25 protein-coding genes are annotated in these 18495 nt (G+C 74.1%); 16 read left to right on the top strand and 9 right to left on the bottom strand.

The window, feature by feature from the left end; genetic code table 11:
* Window positions 1-181: 181 nt before the first annotated feature.
* On the top strand, window positions 182-445 hold the full coding sequence (locus LOK46_RS26380; RefSeq protein ID WP_273561293.1) for a hypothetical protein: 264 nt from the start codon (window positions 182-184) through the stop codon (window positions 443-445).
* A gap of 145 nt (window positions 446-590) precedes the next feature.
* On the top strand, window positions 591-779 hold the full coding sequence (locus LOK46_RS26375) for a hypothetical protein (RefSeq protein WP_012321814.1): 189 nt from the start codon (window positions 591-593) through the stop codon (window positions 777-779).
* Window positions 780-794: 15 nt separating this feature from the next.
* Here LOK46_RS26375 and LOK46_RS26370 read toward each other — a convergent pair whose 3' ends face one another.
* Window positions 795-1052, bottom strand: coding sequence for a hypothetical protein (locus tag LOK46_RS26370; RefSeq protein ID WP_273561292.1), 258 nt, complete (start codon window positions 1050-1052; stop codon window positions 795-797).
* Window positions 1053-1206: 154 nt separating this feature from the next.
* Here LOK46_RS26370 and LOK46_RS26365 point away from each other — a divergent pair, with 154 nt between their 5' ends.
* Window positions 1207-1374, top strand: coding sequence for a hypothetical protein (locus LOK46_RS26365; RefSeq protein WP_273561291.1), 168 nt, complete (start codon window positions 1207-1209; stop codon window positions 1372-1374).
* 44 nt (window positions 1375-1418) lie between these two features.
* On the opposite strand, the gene LOK46_RS26360 is transcribed toward LOK46_RS26365, so the two are convergent.
* Both LOK46_RS26360 and LOK46_RS26355 read right to left on the bottom strand, forming a co-directional pair.
* On the bottom strand, window positions 1419-1754 hold the full coding sequence (locus tag LOK46_RS26360) for a hypothetical protein (RefSeq protein WP_273561290.1): 336 nt from the start codon (window positions 1752-1754) through the stop codon (window positions 1419-1421).
* 79 nt (window positions 1755-1833) lie between these two features.
* On the bottom strand, window positions 1834-2592 hold the full coding sequence (locus LOK46_RS26355; RefSeq protein ID WP_273561289.1) for a CDP-diacylglycerol diphosphatase: 759 nt from the start codon (window positions 2590-2592) through the stop codon (window positions 1834-1836).
* A gap of 96 nt (window positions 2593-2688) precedes the next feature.
* Here LOK46_RS26355 and LOK46_RS26350 point away from each other — a divergent pair, with 96 nt between their 5' ends.
* The 7 genes from LOK46_RS26350 to LOK46_RS26320 all read left to right on the top strand — a co-directional run bounded on the left by LOK46_RS26350 (window position 2689) and on the right by LOK46_RS26320 (window position 8777).
* Entirely contained in the window at window positions 2689-3159 is a 471-nt protein-coding gene (locus LOK46_RS26350) for a hypothetical protein (RefSeq protein WP_273561288.1), read from the top strand.
* Window positions 3160-3348: 189 nt separating this feature from the next.
* On the top strand, window positions 3349-3651 hold the full coding sequence (locus LOK46_RS26345; RefSeq protein ID WP_273561287.1) for a hypothetical protein: 303 nt from the start codon (window positions 3349-3351) through the stop codon (window positions 3649-3651).
* 360 nt (window positions 3652-4011) lie between these two features.
* Window positions 4012-4542, top strand: a complete 531-nt coding sequence (locus LOK46_RS26340; RefSeq protein ID WP_273561286.1) for a MucR family transcriptional regulator — start codon at window positions 4012-4014, stop codon at window positions 4540-4542.
* A 254-nt stretch (window positions 4543-4796) separates the two neighbouring features.
* Window positions 4797-5057, top strand: coding sequence for a hypothetical protein (locus LOK46_RS26335; protein WP_273561285.1), 261 nt, complete (start codon window positions 4797-4799; stop codon window positions 5055-5057).
* A gap of 122 nt (window positions 5058-5179) precedes the next feature.
* A complete protein-coding gene (locus LOK46_RS26330) occupies window positions 5180-6247 on the top strand; it encodes a phosphatase PAP2 family protein (RefSeq protein ID WP_273561284.1) in 1068 nt (355 codons plus the stop codon).
* Between the two features lie 65 nt (window positions 6248-6312).
* The gene (locus tag LOK46_RS26325) at window positions 6313-7242 is read left to right on the top strand and encodes an oxidoreductase (RefSeq protein ID WP_273561283.1); all 930 of its coding nucleotides are present in this window, start codon (window positions 6313-6315) and stop codon (window positions 7240-7242) included.
* 59 nt (window positions 7243-7301) lie between these two features.
* Window positions 7302-8777: a protein adenylyltransferase SelO gene (locus LOK46_RS26320; protein WP_273561282.1), complete on the top strand. Its 1476-nt coding sequence runs from the start codon at window positions 7302-7304 to the stop codon at window positions 8775-8777.
* A gap of 16 nt (window positions 8778-8793) precedes the next feature.
* Here the strand turns inward: LOK46_RS26320 and LOK46_RS26315 are convergent, their stop codons facing one another.
* The 3 genes from LOK46_RS26315 to LOK46_RS26305 all read right to left on the bottom strand — a co-directional run bounded on the left by LOK46_RS26315 (window position 8794) and on the right by LOK46_RS26305 (window position 12016).
* Complete coding sequence (locus tag LOK46_RS26315; RefSeq protein ID WP_273561281.1) at window positions 8794-9009, bottom strand: hypothetical protein; 216 nt, start codon at window positions 9007-9009, stop codon at window positions 8794-8796.
* A 185-nt stretch (window positions 9010-9194) separates the two neighbouring features.
* Complete coding sequence (locus tag LOK46_RS26310; RefSeq protein WP_273561280.1) at window positions 9195-9662, bottom strand: BLUF domain-containing protein; 468 nt, start codon at window positions 9660-9662, stop codon at window positions 9195-9197.
* The gene (locus LOK46_RS26305; RefSeq protein WP_273561279.1) at window positions 9659-12016 is read right to left on the bottom strand and encodes a bifunctional diguanylate cyclase/phosphodiesterase; all 2358 of its coding nucleotides are present in this window, start codon (window positions 12014-12016) and stop codon (window positions 9659-9661) included. Before LOK46_RS26305 ends, LOK46_RS26310 begins: the two co-directional genes overlap by 4 nt.
* 272 nt (window positions 12017-12288) lie before the next feature.
* Here LOK46_RS26305 and osmF point away from each other — a divergent pair, with 272 nt between their 5' ends.
* The 6 genes from osmF (at window position 12289) to LOK46_RS26275 (ending at window position 17388) form a co-directional block, all read left to right on the top strand.
* Window positions 12289-13221 carry a glycine betaine ABC transporter substrate-binding protein OsmF gene (gene osmF / locus LOK46_RS26300; protein WP_273561278.1) on the top strand — a complete coding sequence of 311 codons (933 nt, stop codon included), beginning with the start codon at window positions 12289-12291 and terminating at the stop codon, window positions 13219-13221.
* 207 nt (window positions 13222-13428) lie between these two features.
* A complete protein-coding gene (locus LOK46_RS26295; RefSeq protein WP_273561277.1) occupies window positions 13429-14619 on the top strand; it encodes an ABC transporter permease in 1191 nt (396 codons plus the stop codon).
* Window positions 14616-15548, top strand: coding sequence for an ABC transporter ATP-binding protein (locus LOK46_RS26290; RefSeq protein ID WP_273561276.1), 933 nt, complete (start codon window positions 14616-14618; stop codon window positions 15546-15548). Before LOK46_RS26295 ends, LOK46_RS26290 begins: the two co-directional genes overlap by 4 nt.
* On the top strand, window positions 15545-16288 hold the full coding sequence (locus LOK46_RS26285) for an ABC transporter permease (RefSeq protein WP_443192849.1): 744 nt from the start codon (window positions 15545-15547) through the stop codon (window positions 16286-16288). Before LOK46_RS26290 ends, LOK46_RS26285 begins: the two co-directional genes overlap by 4 nt.
* A gap of 257 nt (window positions 16289-16545) precedes the next feature.
* Window positions 16546-16764 (top strand): hypothetical protein, encoded by a 219-nt coding sequence (locus LOK46_RS26280; RefSeq protein ID WP_273561275.1) that lies wholly within the window; start codon window positions 16546-16548, stop codon window positions 16762-16764.
* A gap of 171 nt (window positions 16765-16935) precedes the next feature.
* Window positions 16936-17388 carry a hypothetical protein gene (locus tag LOK46_RS26275; RefSeq protein ID WP_273561274.1) on the top strand — a complete coding sequence of 151 codons (453 nt, stop codon included), beginning with the start codon at window positions 16936-16938 and terminating at the stop codon, window positions 17386-17388.
* 16 nt (window positions 17389-17404) lie between these two features.
* Here the strand turns inward: LOK46_RS26275 and LOK46_RS26270 are convergent, their stop codons facing one another.
* From LOK46_RS26270 to LOK46_RS26260, 3 genes are all read right to left on the bottom strand, one after another.
* Window positions 17405-17716 carry a hypothetical protein gene (locus LOK46_RS26270; protein ID WP_273561273.1) on the bottom strand — a complete coding sequence of 104 codons (312 nt, stop codon included), beginning with the start codon at window positions 17714-17716 and terminating at the stop codon, window positions 17405-17407.
* An 86-nt stretch (window positions 17717-17802) separates the two neighbouring features.
* A complete protein-coding gene (locus LOK46_RS26265) occupies window positions 17803-18213 on the bottom strand; it encodes a hypothetical protein (protein ID WP_273561272.1) in 411 nt (136 codons plus the stop codon).
* Window positions 18213-18473 carry a hypothetical protein gene (locus tag LOK46_RS26260; protein ID WP_273561271.1) on the bottom strand — a complete coding sequence of 87 codons (261 nt, stop codon included), beginning with the start codon at window positions 18471-18473 and terminating at the stop codon, window positions 18213-18215. Before LOK46_RS26260 ends, LOK46_RS26265 begins: the two co-directional genes overlap by 1 nt.
* Between the last annotated feature and the right edge of the window lie 22 nt (window positions 18474-18495).

Here is an 18495-nt window from a genome sequence, read left to right as displayed (position 1 = left end):
AGCGAAGACAGTTCTCAAAATGGCTTAGCCGTACGCCCGAAGGTGAACCGCCGCATTCGCTCGCCGAAAGACGCGCCTCCGCGGCGGCGATCGCGCCCGCGGAAGCGCGTGGGCGGGAACTTCTCGCGCGCGCGTGCGTCAGTTCCGCACAGTCCGACGTACGCAGTGCTGGGAGCTTCACATGCGCAGATCCGCGACTCTCGCCATGGCCGCCGCCCTGATTCTGGCCCCCGTCACCGCCTGGGCCGATCCCGTGAGCCAGACGGGCACCGGCGGCGGCCCCGCCACCACCGCCAAGGCGCCCCACACCGCCGCGACCGGCCAGACCGTGCCGAATCCCGGCGCCCTCGGCCCGAACGAGACCGGCAGCATCGAGCGCCGGGACGCCGTCGAGCAGCGTAACGACGCGATCACCCGCGGCATCTGCATCGGCTGCAACCGCTGAGCGCCCTTCGGCGGCCGGGCGTCGGCACGACCGCGCCATGACCACGGCTCATGGCCGGGGCGCCGTGGCCGCGGCCGGGGCTTGAAGCGGCGGCCGCCCTGGCCCAAATCAGCCCGCCTCACCAACCATGAACAGGAGCGAACACGTGGCAAACGAGTCTGTCGAACAGGCGGCAGAGAAGACCTATTACGGCCTGACCCTCTCGCAGCACGCGGAACGGATCCGGAAGCTCGCGACGGAGCGCGGCCTGACCGGGGAGACGTTCGACCGCGTGACCGCGCAGGCCGTGGCGATGATCCCGACCATCAAGGTGACCGACGCCGCGCAGCGGTGAGCCGGGCCGGGCCGATCACTGCTCGGCCCGCAGCCCCTTGAGCATGCGCCGGGCGATGGTGCGCACGGCCTCATCGTCCCGCGCCTCGCCCTCGACCGTATCCCACAGGTGGCCGAGGCTGCCCTCGAGCTCGTCGAGCAATTCCGGATGCTGCCGCGCCAGGAACCGCATCGTTCCGAACAGGAGGTGCTCGGTCGCCATCTCGCGCCGGCGCGCCTCGGTGACGGGATCCGGGTGCGACGCCGGGTGCGGCTTGGAGGTCTGATCGCTCATGGTCGGCCAACGGCCCGCGCGGTCCGCGGTTCGCCGGGCCGTGCGCGGTGCGACGCCGCGGGAGGCACCGGGCCTCGGCGACGCGCGTGACCGGGAACAGCGCCGGACCGGCCCGGTTTGCCGGTCAGGACGGAGCGTTCGAAGAGGGCAGACTATGGCCGAGACGGATCCGCGCAAACCCGGGGACGAGGCGCCGCCCGGCACGCCGGGCACCGGCGAGAACCTGTGCCGGACCTGCGGCGGCACCGGCAAGGTCGCCGACGCGCAGTGCTCCGAGTGCCGAGGCACCGGCACGGTGACGACCGGCATCGGCGGGGCCTGACATCCCGCCACCCACTGGTGAGTCCGTCCGGAGCCGCGGCGCGCTCAGCGCCGCAGCGCGCCGAACCACGCGGTGAGCGGTTCCACGAACGCCGCCCAGGTCCGCGACCACACCGTGCCGGTGCGCGCGTCCGCCGGGCGCGAGCCGGACATCAGGGCCGACACCAGGGCATCCTCGCGGGTCTTGCACTCGTCGAGGGCGTTGCGCTCGTCGCCGGCGCGGCTCTGCCCCGTCGGCTGATGCCCCGAGGCGTCCCGCAGGCAGCGGTGCCAGGCGCGCTCCAGCTCGGCCGGATCGGCCGCCCCGGCGGCCGGCCCCGCAACCGCAGGTCCGGTGGCCAGGAGGAGCATCGCGGACAAGCTGAGCACCGGCATGCGCATGATCGCTCTATGCCCGATTCGCGCCCCGGGGGGATAGAACGTAGCAGCAACAGTGGCCGCGGCTCGGCGCGGCGGCCGGTCAGCCGGACCGGCCGTGCTTGGCCATCCGACAGCTGTGATCCATCAGGTATTCGGCGCTGGCGTCCGGCTCCCGATAGGCCAGCAGGACCATCCCGCCCCGCGGATCGCCGGGATCCGCCTCCACCGCCGCGAAGCTCGCGTCGTGCAGGCGGCCCTGCCAGCCGGGCACGCCAGCCAGCGCGGCGAACGGGTTGAACGCCGCCACCGCGTCCGCCGGGACCCGCATGGCGACGTAGGGCACCTCCTCGAGCGGCACCGGGAACGGGGCCCAGCTCTCGCCGACGGCGTCGCCGTGGGCCTTCAGGGCCGCCATGACGCTCCGGCGCATGCAGTCGAGGTGGATGTGCAGCTGATCCTGGCTGCGGCCGCCCACGGAATTCACCTCCAGGCCCACCGCGGACGGGGGCAGACGGCCCTGCAGCGCGTCCGACACGTAGTGCCGGGCCGCGAGCGCCGCCCGCCAGTAGGCCGCCCCCCGCGGCCCCTGGAGCACGGGGGCCTCGATGCCCGAGACGCTGTCGGTGGGCATCACCACCGTGTGGGTGGGCTGGCCCGGCGCGCGCAGCACCGCCGTGCCCGGGCGCGCCGCGTCGCCGAGATCGACCGCGAGGCAGGGAAAGCTCCGGCCCGCGGCCTTCTTGGCGAGCACGCATCCCTGTAGCGCCACCCAGAGCACGTCGCGGACCGGGTTGGCCGCGATGGCGGCCGGCATCGCCGAGAAGGCGAGAAGGGTCGCGACGACCAGAGTACCACGCATGATCAGATGTTCCGGTCCCCGGCCGTCGTTATGATACGCCCGGCGGCGCGCCATCGGTGTACGCGGCCGCCGTCGCCGTGAGGTTACGTTTCCGCGATGCTGAGATCGAACGCGCAGTGGCACGGCCTGATACGGGTCGCGGCCTGGAGCCTGGTGGCGCTGATCGCCGCGGTCACGCTGGTGCCGATCGGCCTCCGCCCCGTGGTCACGGCCAATCCGAGCTTCGAGCGCATCGCCGCCTACGCGGTGGCGGGGCTGCTCATGACGGTGGCCTACCCGCGGCACTGGCTCTGGATCCTGGCAGGCAGCGTCGTCCTGGCCGGTGGCCTGGAAGCCGGCCAGACCCTCACCGGAACGCGCCACGGCCGATTCGACGACTTCCTCGTCAAGGCCGCCGCCGGCCTCGTCGGCGCCCTGGCGGGGCGCCCGCTCGCGATCCTGGCCGACCGCTCCCTCGCGGGCGGCACCGTGACCGGGACCGCCGTGACCGGCACCACCCTGGCCAGCCGCGATCTGGGCGACCGCGATCTGGGCGACCGCGATCTGGGCGACCGCACCTGCGGCTGAGCCGCGGCGGGCCCGGTCCGCCGCGACGCCGCGTGCGGACGGCGCGCGGCGTCGCGGCGCGGGCCGTCACCGCGCCCATGTCGCACGTGCATGACCCCGGCGCCGGTCCGGTGCCGGCCGACGGGCTTCCGGCGGAAACCGCCGAGCTTGGCCCGCGTTGCCTGGAGGGGCTCTCACGCGAGGTGCTGCATGTTCGGCGCGGCCAAGCTCACGGGACGGTTCTGGTTTCGCAAGACGTGGACGGGCAAGCTGGTCCTGCTCGTCGAGGAAGAGAGGCCGCGGTGGTTCAGCCGCTCCGGCCTCACCAAGCTGCGCTGGCGCGATGCCCGCCTCCTCGACCTGGCCGAGGCGCCGATGCGCACGCTGATGACCCTGGAGCGCAGCTACCGGGCCGACTACGCAGCCGGGCCCGCGCGGGTCCTGCAGGCCGTCGTCCCGCCCGGGACGCGCGGCGCCATCACCACACCGATCGGAACCGCGGCCAACGCCTGAGCGTCGCCGCGGCGCGAGGGCGCGGGCCGAGCATGGAGGGGCAGGGCTCGGCCCGCCTGTCGTTCGGCTTCTTACCCCCAAAGCCGGAGCGACCCAGCCAGTCACCATGGCAGGGTTAACGCTTTCTGAAGAGCCCGCCCCGGTCCGGTTGGCCGGCGGCGGCGGGAAGCACCCCGAGACCCGGCAGGTCGGCCTGCGGCGGCGGAAAGATCCGGCACGAAGAGCGCCACTGATCTATGTTGGTATTCGCCTCTCCATTCGGTAGATAACAGGCATAATGGGTTATCTTCGTGCAGATAAGGACTTGACTGTCGAGAAGCGAATCCACGTTCATGGACCACTCACACGTGAGAGGCGCCCATGGAAGATAGCAATCCTGCACCGCATCAGGACCCGATCGATTTCGTCGAGCTGACCGCCGATATTGTTTCGGCTTATGTCGCCAACAACTCCGTTCCGGTTCCCGACCTCCCGTCGCTCCTGTCCGGCGTTCACGCTGCGCTGGCCGGTCTCGGACACACGACGGCCTCGGCCGAGCCGGAATTCAAGAAGGCGACGCCCGCGCAGATCAAGAAGTCGATCACGCCCGACGCCCTGATCAGCTTCATCGACGGCAAGCCGTACAAGACGCTGAAGCGGCATCTCACCGGCAACGGCATGACGATCGAGCAGTACCGGCAGCGCTACGGGCTGCCGCCGGACTATCCGACGACCGCGTCCAACTACTCGGCGATGCGCGCCGAGTTCGCCCGCAATGCCGGCCTGGGCCACAAGCGCCGCAGCCCGGCCGCCAAGCGGAGCGAGTCCGCGGACTCCGTCGCGGCGGATGCCGGCGCCGGCACGAAGGCCACCAAGGGCCGCAAGACCCGGAAGGCCACCGCGGAGGCGTGAGGGCCCCGGCCGCGCGCTCCGGCGCGCTCTGCCGGCGCCCCCGCGCCAAGACCTGAGATGACGGGATCGGGCACGGCCTCGCCGGGCCCACCCGTCACCTCCCGGCCGGTCCCGGACCGGCCAGCCCGATACCGGCCAGCCCGATACTGGCCCGGCCCGTGCGGGCCCGTCCCCCGGCTGGCGCGCGTCGGAACGACGCCTGCGGCCAGCCGTTGGCCCGGTTGAACGCCCGACCGCGCGCGACGGAGCCAAGCTTGACCCGATCGATCCCCGCCCTTCTCCTCGCCGCCGCCATGCTGGCCGCCCTTCCGGCCGCAGCCCGGGCGCAGGATCGGCCCGGAGCCGGGGCGACGCCTCCGGCGGAGACCGCGCCGAAGCCGGCGGCCGACACGAAGGATCCGGGCAAGACCGCGACGGAGGCCGTCACCCACCCGTCCGCCGTGCCGCCGACGGAGGGCGAGGTCGGCACCGGCAAGCCGCCGGCCACCGGGGATGCCCCGACGACCGGCCGGTAACGCCCGCACCGCAACCCCACCCTATCGGCCCGTCGACCTGTGCGGCCGACGGGCCTGTCCCTGTCGCGGCCGAGCCTCGTCGCGGCCAAGCATCGGCCCTGTCGGGCGAGGTGAGCCGGATCATGCGTCCAGACCGGGTCGTTCACGCCGGCCGCGAGCCCATCGTCCCCGTTCGAAGCCCCGCCCGTCCCTGGTTGCGTCCGCTGCGCCGGCACAGCACCGGCATCGCCGCGCCGGACCCGCGTCTCTGGGCACTGACTCTGGCGATCATCGCGGTCGACGCCGTCTGGATGGCGGCGTCCGGCATGGCCGCCGAGCCCCTGGGCTTCGGCCTCGCCGGCCTGGCCGTCCTCGTCCTGCTGCTCGCCGCGGCCTGCCTGAGCACGGTGAAGTCCGACCCGCCCCTGCGCGGCATGGCCCTGGCGAGCGCGTTCCTCATCGCCTTCACGGTGCCGGTGGCGGTCCTGCATTTCCTCGCCGCCGGGATCGGGCTGCCCTTCGTCGATCCCGCGCTGGCCCGCATCGAGACCGCCCTCGGCTTCGACTGGACGGGCCACGTGGCCTTCCTGGCGCGGCATCCGACCCTGTCGTGGTGGCTGGCGCTCGCCTACCATTCCAGCGGCCCGCAGGTTGGGCTCGTGGTGATCGCGCTGAGCGCGACCCGCCGGCTCGGCCGGCTGTGGACCTACATCCGGCTGTTCGCCGCGACGCTGCTGTGCGTGATCGTCCTCGCCGCCCTTCTGCCGGCGCTCGGCCCCTACGCCCACTACGCCCCGCGGGTCGTCCCGTCCGAGCCCCTCGAGACGGTCGGCGCGCTCTGGCACCTGGAGCCGGTGGCGCGGCTGCGGGCCGGCACCCTGCACACGCTGGCGCTGGGCGACCTGCGCGGCCTCGCGACCTTCCCGTCCTTCCACGTCTGCCTCGCGCTCCTGACGGCCTGGGCGCTGGCGCCGGTGCCGCTCCTCGGCCCCCTGGCCGCCCTGCTCAACGCCGCCGTGATCGTCGCGACCCTCGGGTCGGGCGGCCATTACCTGCCGGACGTGCTGGCGGGCGGCCTCCTGGCCTTCGCGGCCCTGGCCTGCCGGGCCCGGCGGCGCGGGCCGACGGCCGATCCGGCCGCGCGCGATCCGGCCGCCCGGAGGATCGAGGCGCTCGACGCGATCGAGACGATCCGGCCCGCCGACGCCTGAGGGCGGGTCCGGCCGCGAACAACCCCGCGCCCGGCGGATTAGCCGAGGAGCGGAGAGGCGCGACGATGACCCGGACCCGGTGGACGATCCGCGACATGCCGAGCCAGGCCGGACGGCACGCGATCGTCACCGGCGCGACCAGCGGGCTCGGCTACGCGGCGGCCCTCGCCCTCGCGGGGGCCGGCGCCGCGGTGACCCTCGCCGCCCGCGACGGGGACAAGGCGCAGCGCGCCATGGCGTCGATCCGGCACCGCCACCCGGAGGCGCGGCTGGCCTTCCGCCACCTCGACACCGCGAGCCTCGCCACCGTGCGCGCCTTCGGTGAGGCCTGCCGCGCGGACAGGCGGCCCGTCGACGTCCTGCTGCTCAATGCCGGCATCGCCTCCGTGCCGCGGCGCGAGGAGACGGTGGACGGGTTCGAGCGCCAGTTCGGCACCAACTATCTCGGCCATTTCGCGCTGACCGGGCTGCTCCTGCCCCTGATCCCCGCGCGGGTGACCTCCCGGATCGTCCCGGTGGCGAGCCTCGCCCACCGGCCGGGGCGGATCCATTTCGACGACCTCCAGCTCCAGCGCTCCTACGGGCCTCAGACGGCCTACCGGCAGTCTAAGCTCGCGATGCTGATGTTCGGGCTCGAGCTCGACCGGCGCCTGAAGGCGGCGGGGGCGCCGATCCGCGCGATCCCGGTCCATCCCGGCGCCGCCCGGACGGACGTGTTCCGCCGCGGCGACCGGGCCGGCCCCGTGCAGCGCCTCGCCGGGCACCTGATCTTCGCGGTGATCGGCCAGCCCGCGGCGCGGGGCGCGCTGCCGCTGCTCTTCGCCGCCACCGCGCAGGAGGCCGAGGGCGGCGCCTATTACGGTCCCGACGGGATCTGGGAGCTGCACGGCCACCCGGCCCGGGCCGACATCGCCGCGCAGGCCCGCGATTCCGCCGCCGCCGCGCGGCTCTGGTCGATGTCCGAGACCCTCACGGGCGTCGACTGCACCGTCTGAGCCCGCGCCCGCGACGGGCGCCGCTTGCCCCCCGACCCCGCTCTCCATAGATCCCGACGATGACGGCACTCCCCTTCGACAACAGCTACGCCCGCCTGCCGGAGCGCTTCTACGCCCGCCGGCCGCCGACGCCCGTGGCGGCGCCGCGCCTCGTCCGGCTGAACCGGGCGCTCGCCGAGGAGCTCGGCCTCGACCCGGACTGGCTCGCCGGCCCGGACGGCGTCGCGGCGCTCGCGGGGAACGCCGTCCCGGACGGCGCCGACCCGATCGCCGCGGCCTATGCCGGGCACCAGTTCGGCCAGTTCGTGCCGCAGCTCGGCGACGGCCGCGCGGTCCTCCTCGGCGAGGTCGTCGACCGCAACGGGCACCGCCGCGACATCCAGCTGAAGGGCGCGGGCCCGACGCCGTTCTCCCGGCGGGGCGACGGGCGGGCGGCGCTCGGCCCGGTCCTGCGCGAGTATCTCGTCAGCGAGGCCATGGCGGCGCTCGGCATCCCGACCACCCGGGCCCTCGCCGCCGTGACGACCGGCGAGCCGGTGGTGCGCGAGACGCTCCTGCCCGGCGCGGTCCTCACCCGCGTGGCGGCGAGCCACATCCGGGTCGGCACCTTCCAGTTCTTCGCGGCGCGGGGCGACGTCGAGGGCCTGCGGGCGCTCGCCGACCACGTCATGGCCCGGCACCATCCGGACGCCGCCGGCGCCGGCAATCCCTACCGGGCGCTGCTGGAGGGCGTCGTCGCGGCCCAGGCGGGCCTCGTCGCCCGCTGGCTGCACGTCGGCTTCGTCCACGGGGTGATGAACACCGACAACATGTCGGTCGCGGGCGAGACGATCGATTACGGGCCCTGCGCGTTCCTCGACGCCTACGATCCCCGGACGGTCTACAGCTCCATCGACCGCAACGGCCGCTACGCTTACGGCCAGCAGCCGCGGATCGCGCTCTGGAACCTGACCCGCCTCGCCGAGACCCTGCTGCCGCTCCTCGCCGAGGGCGAGGACGCCGCGGTCGCCGAGGCCGAGGCGGCGCTGGCCACCTACGCGCCGCGCTTCGAGGCTGCCTATCACGGCGGCCTCGCCCGCAAGCTCGGCCTCGCCGAGACCCGGGAGGGCGACGCCGCGCTGGCGGGCGACCTCCTCAAGCGCATGGCCGAGAACCAGGCCGACTTCACCCTGACGTTCCGCCATCTCTGCGCCGCCGCGGCGCGGCCGGAGGCCGACGCGGCCGTGCGCGACCTGTTCGTCGATCCGACGGGCTACGATGCCTGGGCGGCCGACTGGCGCGCGCGGCTGGCGCAGGAGGCGCGCGACCCGGCCGAGACGGCCGCCGCGATGCGCCGGGAGAACCCGGCCTTCATCCCGCGCAACCACCGGGTCGAGGCGATGATCGAGGCCGCCGTGGAGCGGGACGACTTCGCGCCGTTCGCGACGCTCCTCGCCGTGCTGGCCCGCCCCTACGACGACCAGCCGGATCACGCCGCCTTCGCGGAGGCGCCCGCGGGCGGCGGCGTCGGCTACCGGACCTTCTGCGGCACCTGAGGCCGCCCGGCGCCGGTCACGGCCGCGGCCACGTGAAGATCTCGCGCACCCCGCCCGCGTGGCGAAACCAGTGGACGCGGGTCGCGGGGTTGAAACCGTGATCCTGGTACGAAGTGGCGATCACCGACACGAGGGTCTCCGCCGCCGAGCGGTCGTGGATGTCGTACGCCAGAAGTTTGGGCGTACCGCCGGGCTCGTGAGTGAGATCGCGGACCAGAATCGAATACGACATATCTCCCCTCCTTTCGACCGAAACAATATTCGCAAAACTATATCGGCAGCGCCAGGATTGTTCATCGCAGGCTTGTGTAAAGGTTAAGCGTTGTTAACCTGGTTTCGTTGATTTCGTTGAACTTTCCGCGCGATTCCGCGGTGCGGCGGCCCGCGCCGCCGTCCCGGCCAGGTCCCGGCACGGCTTCAGGCGGCGGGCCGCTGCGGCGCGGTGCGGTCGGCCTCCGCCAGCTGGAGCAGCGCGAGCATCAGCTTCATCGCGGCGACGGCGGCGTCGGCGGGCTCGATCCCGTTCTCCAGGCGCGCGAGCGACGCCCCGTCCGCGGCGTCCGGCACGAGATGGCTCAGCGCGCCCGCGCCGAAGGCCCGTTCGAGGACCGGACCGCTCTCCACCACCTCGATGCCGGCGTGGCGGAGGTCGCAGCAGATCCGGTCGAAGACCGCCTCCACGGCCGCGGCCGGCCCCTCCAGGGCCTGGACGACGTGCGGTGCGGCGAACAGCATCGCCCCCGTGACGCTGACCTCCGCGTTGCGGCCCCGGGACGCCGCCGCCAGGGCGGCGACGGCCTGCCGGACCGCCTCGGCGTCGCCCGGGATCGCGCTGCGGCTCCGGTAGACGATCCGGAACAGGTCGGTCGTGTCGGGCGCGGTCATGCGGCCTCGTGCGCGTCGACGAAGGACAGGAACTCCGCCACCGGCAGCGGGCGGCTGACGTGGTAGCCCTGGACCTGATCGCAGCCCGAGGCCGCCGTGAACGCGAACTGCTCGGCGGTCTCGACGCCCTCGACCGTGATCGTCATGCCGAGACAGGTGCCCAGCGTGATGATCGCCCGCACGATCGCGGCGCTCTCGGCGTCTCCCGGGAGCTGGCGCACGAACGACTGGTCGACCTTGATCTTGTCGAAGGGGAAGCGGCGGAGGTAGCTGAGCGAGGAATAGCCGGTCCCGAAATCGTCCATCGAGATCCCGACCCCGGCCGCGCGCAGGCGGGTCAGGGTCGCGAGCGTGCGCTCCTCGTCGGCCAGCAGCACGCCCTCGGTGATCTCGAGTTCCAGCCGATCCGCGGCGAGGCCCGACGCGGCGAGCGCCGCCTTCACCGTCTCGGCGAGGCGCAGGTCCCGGAACTGGACCGGCGAGAGATTGACGGCGACCCGGATCCGCCCCGGCCAGCGGGCCGCCTGGGTGCAGGCCGTACGCAGGACCCACTGGCCCAGCGGGCCGATCAGTCCGGTCTCCTCGGCCAGCGGGATGAAATCCGCGGGCGAGACGAGGCCGCGCTCCGGATGGCGCCAGCGCACCAGCGCCTCGGCCGCGGTGATCCGGCCCGATCGCGCATCGACGAGCGGCTGGTAGTGAAGCTCGAATTCCTGGCGCACGAGGGCGCGCCGCAGGTCCGCCTCCAGGCTGCGCCGGGCCTGGACGCGCGCCTCCAGCGCGCGGTCGAACCGGCGGAACGCGCCCTTGCCATCGGCCTTGGCCTTGTAGAGCGCGAGGTCGGCATTGCGCAGCAAGTCGCCGGGGGTGAGCCCGTCCGCGGGCGCGAGGGCGGCACCGACCGAGGCCCCGACGTTGACGAGCTGCCCCTCGATGAGGAACGGGCGCCCGACGAGCTCGATGATGCGCGCCGCCAGGGCCTGCACCGCCTCCGGTCCGGCCGGAGCGACCTGCAGGACCGCGAACTCGTCGCCGCCGAGGCGCGCGACCACGTCCCGCGCGCCGAGGGCGGCCGTCAGGCGCTTGGCCGTCTTGCGCAGCAGCGCGTCGCCCAGGCCGTGACCGAGGGTATCGTTCACCAGCTTGAAGCGGTCGAGATCGAGGGCGAGGACCGCGAAGGCCTGATCCTGCGCGCCGCAGGCCTCGGCGTGGCGCGCGAGCAGGTCGTGGAAATGGGCCCGGTTGGGCAGACCGGTCAGCGCATCCGAGTAGGCCAGCATGCGCATCCGCGACTCGGTCCGCAGGCGCTCCCTCTGGTCCCGGATGGCCAGCACGGTCTGGAGGCCGCTGCCGAGCGGAACCTCGCTGCGCAGGACGCGCACCGGAACGCGCTGCCCATCGGCGCCGACCAGCTCGGCCTCCCGCTCCTCGCGCTCGGGGAGTGCCGTGACGCTGAGACCCGGCAGGAGGTCCGACAGGCGCCGCCCGTTCAGCGCCTCGGCGGTGAGGCCCGACAGCCGTTCCAGGCTGCGATTGGCGGTCTTGATCGTCTCGCCGTCGCAGACGGCCAGACCCTCGACGGCCAGGTTCGCGAGCTCGCGCAGGCGTTCCTGATCCCGGCGGGCCTGCGCCCGGGCGCTGAGGGTCAGGCGCAGCCCGACGATCGCCAGCGTCAGGAGCGCGAGGGACACGCCGGCCACGATCGGCCCGATCGCCTCGGGGGCGACCGCCTCGGGTGGCAGCGGGCGCTCGGGATCGAAGACCAGCGTCATCGCCGCCATGCCGCCGACATGCAGGATCGCGATCGCGACCAGCAGCAGCGGCGCGGCCGCGCGGCGCCACGGCCGACGCCGCTCCCCGACGACCAGCAGCGCCGACCCGAACAGCAGCAGGCTCACCGACAGCGAGACGGCCACGAGGACCGGGTCCCAGGTCACGGATCCGGTGACGAGGTAGGAGGCCTCGCCGAGATAGTGCAGGGCCGCGACGCTGGCGCCGAGGGCGAGCCCGGCCGCGAAGCGGCGGAGCCGGTCCCGCTGGCCGATCACCAGCCCGATGCTGATGCCGATCCCCCCGATGGCGACCAGGAGCGACAGCGCGGTGAGGGTCGGCTCGAAACCGGCGGCCATGCCGGGCCTGAAGGCCAGGAGCGCGACCATGTGGGTGGCCCAGGCGGTGCAGCCCGACGCGACCACGCTGGCCATGCCCCAGATCCAGGCCGAGCGCCCCGACGACCGCGCGGCGTGCGCCGCCACGGAGAACGAGCCGTAGACGCCGACGACGCAGATGCCTGCGGCGAGCAGGATCAGCCGGTGGTCGTGCGCCTCGGTGAGGCACGTGTAGACGGATCGCATGGCAAGCTCCGAGGCTTTCGGCCTAGGCTCGCCCGAATAAACAAAGTCCTTATAGCGCTAATATAAATCCCTGCGGCCGTTTTATAGGCAAAAATCTCCGCTTATCCTGATAACCTGAGTTATTATTCGACAGATCAGGGCCAGCTCCGCGGGGCGCGTCCGGCCGGACCGGGCGGCGTCACGGGCACCGCGAGACGCCGGTGAGGATCGCGGCCCCGGACATGCTATCGGCCTCGTAGCGTCGGCGGAGGCGAGCGGGGATCCTGTAGGCCATGGTGAAGCGGATCCGCGCGGGGCTCGTCGCGCCGGCCCTTGCGCTGCTGGTCGCCCAGTGCGCGCCCACGCCCGGCGCGCCGGCGGCCGGGATCGTCGTCGCCTCCAAGCTCGACACGGAGGGCGGGGTGCTCGGGAACATCATCCTGCAGGCGCTGCAGGCCCGGGGCCTGCCGACCGTCGACAAGATCCAGCTCGGCGCCACCGCGATCGTCCGCCAGGCCCTGATCGAGGGGCAGATCGACATCTACCCGGAATACACCGGCAACGCGGCGTTCTTCTTCGGGAAGGCCGATCTGCCGGTCTGGAAGGACCCGGAGGCGGCCTACCGCACGGCCCGGGACCTGGATCGGGCGGCCAACGACCTCGTCTGGCTGACGCCCGCCTCGGCCAACAACACCTGGGCGATCGCCGTGCGCCAGGAGATCGCGCGGGCCGCGGGCCTGAGGACCATGAGCGACTTCGGCCGCTACGTGGCGGGCGGCGGCGCGATCAAGCTCGCCGCCTCGTCGGAATTCGTGACCAGCCCGGGGGCGCTGCCGGCCTTCGGCCGGGCCTACGGCTTCACCCTCGGGCCGGATCAGCTCGTCATCCTGGCCGGCGGCGACACGGCCGCCACGATCGCGGCGGCGGCGCGGGGCACCTCCGGCACGAACGCCGCCATGGTGTTCGGCACCGACGGCAGCATGGCGGTCGCGCGCCTCGTGATGCTGGACGACGACAGGGGCGTCCAGCCGGTCTACCAGCCGGCGCCGGTGGTCCGCGGCGCGGTCCTCAAGGCCCATCCGGAGATCGCCGCGGTTCTTGACCCGATCTTCCGCACGCTCGATCTCGCCACGCTCCGGGACCTCAACGGCCGGGTCCAGATCGGCGGCGAGCCCGCCTCCGCGGTCGCGGCGGATTTCCTCCGGCGGAACGGGTTCGCGCGGTGAGCCGGGCGCGCGGACGGCGCCGCGATGCGCGCCTTCGCGGGCGGAGTCGTCGGCCGCCCGCGGGATCGCGCGTCGACAAGCCGGGGCTCCGCCGGCAAGGATGCGCGGCGGGGCGCCCGAGAGCGTCGCGACGCCGGTGATCCGCCTCATGAGACCCGCCGCATTTCCGTCCATCGTCGCGCCCCCGGGCGCCGCCGCAGCGTGAGGATGGGGGAGTCCCTCGCGTTCGGGCGGCTCCGCCCGGGCGTCGATCCGCTGGGCGCGGCCTTCGCGGCCGTCCTGGCACTGAGCCTGCTCGCCCTGCCGCTGATGACGACCCGGCCGAACCGGATCGCGGCCGGCACCGCGCTGACGGCGTGGTCGGCGCTCCCTCCCGGCGCGACGCTCCTCCTCGGGGGCGTCGTCGCCCTCGCGCTGCCGCCGCTGGTCCTCCGGTCGGCGCCGATCCTGCGGCTGGCCGCCGCCGCCGCGATCCTGCTGCTGCTCGGCCTCGCGGCCGGCTGGGCGGCCGATCACCTGACCGCGCCGGGCGACCGCTACGGCCGGGTCTCGCCGGACGCGGGCTGGTGGCTCGCCTCCGTCACGGCGGCCCTCGCGGCCGGCGACGGGCTGGCGCGCCTGCGGCCGGGACCGGTCCCACGGATCGCCCTGCTGGTCCTGCTGGTCGCCGCGACGGGGCTCGCCCTGCGCACCGGCTTCTGGGACAACCTCTCGGTCCTGCGGGAATATGCCAGCCGCTCCGACACGTTCGGCCGGGAGCTGCGGACCCACGCCGCCCTCGCCCTCGCCTCGGTGGCGGCCGCCGCCCTGGTCGGGATCCCGGCGGCCGTGCTGGCGCGCCCGGTCCCGCCCGCGCGGACGGGCCTGCTCACGGGCCTCAACGTCGTGCAGACCGTCCCGTCCATGGCCCTGTTCGGCATGCTGATCGCGCCCCTGGCCTGGATCGGCCGGGAGGTCCCGGGCGCATCGGCCCTCGGCATCGCGGGGATCGGCGCCGCGCCAGCCTTCGTGGCGCTGTTCGCCTACGCGCTCCTGCCCGTGGCCGCCGCGACCGTCGCGGGCCTCGACGCGGTGCCCTGGCCGGTGCGCGACGCCGCCCGGGGCGTCGGCATGACCGCGCGGCAGCGGCTGCTCCAGGTGGACCTGCCCCTCGCCCTCCCGGCGATCCTGACCGGGATCCGGATCGTCCTCGTCCAGAATATCGGCCTCGCGGTGATCGCGGGACTCGTGGGCGGCGGCGGCCTCGGCGTGTTCGTTTTCCAGGGCATCAGCCAGAACGCCGGCGACCTCGTCCTGCTCGGCGCGCTGCCGACCGTCGCCCTGGCGACCGGCGCCGCCGTGCTGCTCGACGCCGTCATCGACCTGAGCCGCGGCCGCGCGGCGGAGCGGAGCCCATGATCGACCTCGCCGCAGTGAGCCGCGTCTTCGAGGGGCGCACGGTCGTGGCGGACGTCACCCTGCGGGTCGAGGCCGGGACGATCCTGACGGTGGTCGGCACCTCGGGATCGGGCAAGACCACCCTGCTGCGCATGATCAACCGCCTGATCGAACCGAGCGCCGGGACGGTCCGGATCGCGGGCCGGGACATCCGGGAGGTGCCCCCGCACCTCCTGCGCCGCGGGATCGGCTACGCCATCCAGGGACACGGGCTGTTCCCCCACCGCACGGTCGCGGAGAACATCGCGGTGGTGCCGAAGCTCGTCGGCTGGGACCGCCGGCGGATCGCCGCGCGGGTCGACGAGCTCCTCGGCCTGTTCAACCTCGATCCGGCGGTCTACCGGGACCGCCTGCCGGCGGCGCTCTCCGGCGGCGAGCAGCAGCGGATCGGCGTCGCCCGGGCGCTCGCGGCCGAGCCGCCGATCCTGCTCATGGACGAGCCCTTCGGCGCCCTCGATCCGATCATCCGCGGGCGGGCGCAGGCGGACCTGCTGGCGATCCAGGCGCGCTACGGCACCACGATCGTGCTGGTGACCCACGACATGACCGAGGCCCTGCATCTCGGCGACCGGGTCGCCGTGATGGATGGCGGGCGCCTGGTGCAGGAGGCCGCGCCGGCGGACCTCGTCGGCGCGCCCGCCACCGCCTTCGTCGGCGCTCTCCTCGGCAGCGGCGACCGGGCCTTCCAGCTCATGGCCCTGCGCGTCGTGGACGATCTGGTCGAGGCCGGCCCGGCGCCGGGCCCGCCGATACCCGTGGGCACCTCGGTGCGGGCCGCCCTCGCCGAGAGCCTGTGGTCCCGGCGCCCGGCCCTGCCGGTCAGCCGCGACGGCGTCGTCCTGGGCCGGGTGACGCGGGAGGCCCTCGCGGCGCGGGGTGCCCGGCCGTGATCCGCGCCCCGCGGATCGCCCGGGCCGCGCTCCTCGCCCTGCTCGGGGCGTTCCTGGTCGCTCCGGGCCGGTTCGCGCCCCTGTTCCGGCCCTTCGCCCCCGGCGACACGCCGCCGATCTACGCCCAGACGCCGCTGCTGACGCTCGCCGTCAACCACCTCCTGCTCGTCGCCGCCGCGACCGTGACCGCGGCCGCGATCGCCCTCGGCCTCGCGGTCGCGGCCACGCGGCCGGCCGGCCGCGACGTGCTGCCCTTCGCCCGGTCGGTGGTCCGAATCGGGCAGACCTTCCCGCCCGTCGCGGTCCTGGCCCTGGCCGTGCCGATCCTCGGGTTCGGCGCGGTCCCGACCCTGATCGCCCTCGTCCTCTACGGACTCCTGCCGATCTTCGAGACCGCGCTCACCGGGCTCGAGGATCTCGACCCCGCGCTGATGGAGGCCGCCCGCGGCATGGGGCTGACCGACCGGCAGCGACTCGTCCGCGTCGAGCTGCCCCTGGCGCTGCCGATGATCCTGTCGGGGATCCGCCTCGCCGCGATCATCGGGCTGGCGACGGCGACCATCGGCTCGACGGTCGCGGCCAGCACTCTCGGCGAGGTGATCATCTCCGGCCTGCTCACCGGCAACACCGCCTACGTGCTGCAGGGCGGCCTCGTGGTGTCCGCGCTGGCCCTCCTGATCGACGCCGGCTTCCGCCATCTCGAGCGCGGAGCGGCACGCCGGGCTGGATTTCGTTCCTAGACGCGGCTAGAACCCCGGCGGGGCCGTACGCGCGGCCCTGGGGCGTGGAACCCCCTGTCTGATGGTCGGTGCCGACCACAACGGCACCCGTATCCTTGGCCACACGGTCGGGGAGCCTGCGGCGTATGTCCAGGCGTTCCGGCGCTAAAGGTCGTAGGGACCGTTCAGACACGGTTTTCCAACTCCCCGACTCGGGATGGTCGAAGGCTCGTTCGCGGGGGCGCACCGCGAGCCAGGGCCCGCCGGGAGGATGGGCCATGGGTTCCAGCGATCCCGAGACGCGCAGGCGGCAGCTCGACCGGCTGCGCGCGGCCTACGAGGCCCATCCGGGCCGGCCGGACCTCGCGGCCATCGGCAGCGGGGCGCGGCACTCGCGGGCGCTCCTAGGTCGGATCCTCGTGGTGCTCGGCGGCCTGCCGGACGGGACCGGCCTGCCGGCGATCGGACCGGGCGGGAACGGGCGGGCCCGGACGTAGCGGCGCGCGACGTTCGGCTGTCGGGCGGCCCGAGAACCGCGCGCCGCCGTCAGCGGCACCGCCGCGCAGATCGGCAGCGACAGCTTCGCCAACACGGTGGCCAGCGCGGCGCCGGACTGCCGGATCGGAGCTGCGGGACAGGCGGGCCGACTTGGCGGTAAGACGCCGCTCATGACGCCCGCCGACCGAGACCGGTTCGAGAAATGCCTCGCGCTCGCCGCCCAGGGCGCCACGGCGGGCGAGCGCGCGGCCGCCCGGGCCGCCGCCGAGCGCATCGCGCGGGGCGCCGGAATGACCCTCGCCGAGGCGGCCGAGGCGCTCCGGCGGACCGGGCGGGCCTCCGCCGACCGGGCGCCGCGCCCGCCACCGCCCCGGCGGCCCTATCCCTGGGCGCAACCCAAGGCGCCCGTGACCCCCGTCACGGTCGAGGAGTTGCTGCGGCAGAAGGCCGAGACGGAGGCGTGGCGCAAGCGGAGCGCGGCGGCCGCCGACCGCCGCCGGAAGCGGGACCGCGCCGGCCAGGACGCCTACGTGGCGGAGCAGCGGGCCCGGCAGGCGGAGCGCGACCGGGACTGGGCGCGCGCCCGCGCGGATCCCCCGGACGCGCCGGGCGACGAGACCTGAGCGCCGGTCGGCCGACTCAGCGGTGATGCCGCGGCCGCGCGCTCCGGTGCGCCCGCGCCCTGCGGTGCCGCGGCGCGAGCCGCGGCGGCGCCGGCGGCTCCGCGGCGGCGACCGGAGGCCCGGGCGCGACGCCGTCATGGGCCGCGACGACCCGGCGGGCCTCCTCGACGCTCATGTCGCAGGCGCTCGTCATGCCCTGCAGGGCGCCCAGGGCACGGTTGTACTCGGGAAGGTTGGTGCATCCGGGGACGCCCCACGCCCAGGCGGGGGCCGGCGCCGCGCCCGCCGCCGCCAGCACGAGGGCGGCAAGACCGTTCCTGACCGACACGGATCCCTCTCCTCTTCACCGAGGCCCGGGATCCGGCTCCCGGGAGGCCGCACGCTCATCCGAGCGGCGGGCTCACGGAGGCCCGATCAGGCCCCGCCGCACATGTGCTGCGAGTCGGGCAATGTCCAGGAATCCAGCGTGCGCAGGTTGGTGGTCGTGTACATCTTGCCGCGATCGTCGCCCTTGGGGCAGCCGGTCGGCAGGAGAACGAGGCAGGTCATCACCCGGTCGCCGACTCGCGAGCGCGCGACCGCGTCGACATACGCGTAGGAGACGCCGTAGACGCCGTTCTTCAGATCGACGCTCGTCCCCTCGTCGATCCCGTCGCCCTTCGGCTTCACCAGCGTGTCGCTGAACCGCGTCCCGATCCGCGCGATGGTCGTCGCCGCGCAGGTGCCGACCCGCGTCGGCATCTGCGCCTCGGCGGCGCCGGGCGCGAACACGAGACCGCCAACGACGAGCGCGCCGGCCAGGATCGCTTCGGGGCGAACCCGCATCAGGCGGCTTCGAGGAGGAAGTTGGCCCGTCGGAACATCAGTTCGCGCTGGTAGAAGTAGACGCCGCGGTTCCGCATCGCCGCGTGCGCCGCGTCCGCGTCGAACCCGTACGGCCGGTCCCGGGTCGTGTCGATGCAGCCGACATACGTCCAGCGCACACCGTCGATGAGCGACGGGATCGGCTGATCCTGCCGGACGGCGCAGAACTGCTCACCGTCCGAGGCCGAGACGAAAATGTAGAAGGTCTTCCGCGCGCACATCCGAACCTCCAGGGGACTCGGG

The organism is Methylobacterium sp. NMS14P (genome assembly GCF_028583545.1).
Lineage (GTDB): Bacteria > Pseudomonadota > Alphaproteobacteria > Rhizobiales > Beijerinckiaceae > Methylobacterium.
The sequence above is the reverse complement of the archived record's forward strand: the minus strand, read 5'-3'. Positions and strand labels throughout refer to the sequence as shown.